Genomic DNA, 2727 nt, shown 5'->3' with positions numbered 1-2727 from the left:
GGATGATGGAAGTGAAGATTCTTTTCCTTACAGTCAAAACGGTGTTATTTGGGATGGGTAGATAAATACCTATCAGAATGTATGATCATAGGACCGTTTGTAATTTTTACTCCGAGCCAACTGTGCTGATAGTTGAGTTTTCAATACATCATAAAGCTCAACTATCTAAACTTTCGAGGCAGAGTGATTTTAACCACTTGATTAAAGCAGCCGCATAACCCAACAGGCAAACCTAAAATCCCAACACACTGGATACATTGCACTGAGAAACTTAAACACTGGCAGGAAACAAATGGTGATCCAACACCTCTCAGGATTTATCTAGAATAGCAACTCAAGTTAAGCGGCGAGAGTTAAAGAAAAATACTGCAAAGCCTGATGAGAAAAATAGGCTTTGTTCCTAATTCGAGTTCAGTTAAAACGAGTCTAATATGACGAATTATTAGGCAATCATTATCACGTCAGGCATACCTAGCTCTGTGATCTCGTTTAACGGTTTTATCATGGCGTAAGGCATTGTACTCTCTTAAACTTCTTTACACAGAACATCACCGTCTCTGAGAGAGAACGTTTGTGGTAACCGTACTTCTTTTTCAATACTTAGTTGAACCGTATAGCTTCTGACAACCGACCACTAGATTGCGGGGATGACCTTACTCCCAGAAGGTTACCCCTTCCCTTGGTGGAATAATCGGAATAGCTTGCTTGTGATGAATCGCTTCGTAACATAACCTTGTGCCATAAGCTCCATCGCCAGATATCTCAATGATTCTTCGGTGAGCCTGTCTCAGAAAATTTGGAAGCGCTTCACCGTCGATCACATTCGATAAACTTAGCTAAGCTGCAACCGTTTTCGCTCGCTTACTAATGCATGAGTAATAAGGGCATAACAACGGCAGTTGGGCAAGCTTGAAAATCGTCCCCTCAACGGCATTGAAAATACTCGTTTGACCATAAGAGCAGTCGTAATGGCTACGTCACTAAACAAACGAAGTCTTCCACGGTTACCTTGTTTGAGCTGTTTCCAGTGTTAGATTGCATATTCATCAATCCAAAATGTCAGCGAACCACGATTGATCAAAGCTTGGTTTAGTTGTTTTGTAGCGAGGCTTGGCCATTAGTCTAAGTATTTGAGTGAACTTAGCTGATCAGATCGTAGAATGGTGATTTAGTTCCCTGATTTAGGAGACAAAGCCTCGAGTAGCTTATGCGTCTAAATTTTTGATTGCTCTTAATTAAATTATCTACAAGACAAACACAGACCTGAAATACATTTTTGGCTAAATCAATTCCACCAAATTTTATATCCATAATGTCAATCCTTTAGGTTTACTATCAGCATCAAGTTTGGCAGATACCGCGAAAATTGAGTACCGAGGCGTCCGTCACATCACTACAAGAAAATCAATTTCTTTACTTCATCAATAGCTATCAAAAGATAAAACTTCCAACCCTTTATTAAAATCAATTCGTTGCTTTGATTAAATTTCTCTTCACTACATTAAATACATAATGAATAAAATAATAGCTGCTGATAATCATATCCATACCTAACTCTTTTCTGTATATTTCCCATTGCCATTTTGCGGCTTTAACTTTATCAGAAGAAACTGAGTTTGGTGCAACCCGATAACGAGCTAGTGGCTTCTGTATACAGTGAACCTTTCCAACTTTTTTAACTAACTCTAGCCACATGATATAATCTTCGTGCCCATGCTCTTTCTGAAAAACTATCCCAAGCTTTTCTCGATTATAGATTCCCGTAAGATTTCCTATACAGTTTCTTTGTAACATGTTGCGAAAAGTAAACTCTTCAGGAAAGCTTCGTTGCGAGATCACGTTATCGGCTTGCTCATCAAGAAAAACAAAATAGTTAGAGCAGACAATATCGTAGCCACTTTCAAGAACTTTAACTTGAAGCTCTAATTTTTCGGTCTCCCAAAGATCGTCAGCATCTAAAAAAGATACGTATTTTCCCTTACATTTTTCGAGAGCGAAGTTTCGTGGTCCAGTTGGACTTCCTGAGTTAATTTCGAGTTGGTAAAAATGAATTCGAGGATCAACAATATCAAGAACGATTTTTTTTGAACCATCACTTGAACAGTCGTCAACAATAACCAACTCCCAATTTACATAAGTTTGATCTAACACACTTTGTATAGACTGACCAATAGATTGAGCAGCGTTGTAACATGGCATTACTATTGATATAAGTGGACCTTCTGAATCCATATTATGAGTCTTCATTTTATTGACACCCAACTAGTTTCTTGCTCTTCATCAACAAAAATTGATAAATCACTAGAACTGTAAGTATAGAATTGATAGTAAGAATATTTTCAAAAAAGCATATAAACAGTAAACTACAAATTAAGCAATAAAGTACATTATCATTTCTTGCTTTTTTCAATAAATAATAGATAAAAAATACTATTATCATATATCCAACCACACCAAACCCTAAGATCAAGTTAAAGTAGACTACATCAACCTTATCAAAACTTCCAAGGCCGAAAAGAAAGTTAAATAAGCTTAACTTTTCAAGTTGCTCATAAAAACCATAGATTCTACCATTTAGAAACACATCAAGCATTAATGTAAAGCTTGAGTTTATATTAAAAAACAACGATACAGAAATTAATAATGGAATCATCAAAACTAAACCAGAAAGGAAGTCTATCTTTTTTATTTTGTTTTTAAACACAACAATAAACATTGAAAAAAACA

At 36.2% G+C, this 2727-nt stretch carries 2 protein-coding genes and 1 pseudogene; all 3 read right to left on the bottom strand.

Features of this window, described 5'->3' with window-relative positions:
* Positions 1-442 precede the first annotated feature (442 nt).
* Positions 443-1118, bottom strand: a pseudogene (locus R7Z50_RS24050) (transposase).
* A gap of 346 nt (positions 1119-1464) precedes the next feature.
* Positions 1465-2232: a glycosyltransferase family 2 protein gene (locus R7Z50_RS24045; RefSeq protein ID WP_318149294.1), complete on the bottom strand. Its 768-nt coding sequence runs from the start codon at positions 2230-2232 to the stop codon at positions 1465-1467.
* A 16-nt stretch (positions 2233-2248) separates the two neighbouring features.
* A partial coding sequence (locus tag R7Z50_RS24040) for a hypothetical protein (protein ID WP_318149293.1) occupies positions 2249-2727 on the bottom strand: 479 nt, incomplete at its 5' end.

It is taken from the genome of Vibrio sp. 1249-1, from assembly GCF_033340495.1.
The sequence above is the reverse complement of the archived record's forward strand: the minus strand, read 5'-3'. Positions and strand labels throughout refer to the sequence as shown.

What these genes read in the sequence shown, in the direction of transcription:
- R7Z50_RS24045 (WP_318149294.1), bottom strand. Translation starts at nt 2,232, where the DNA reads ATGGATTCAGAAGGTCCACTTATATCAATAGTAATGCCATGTTACAAC.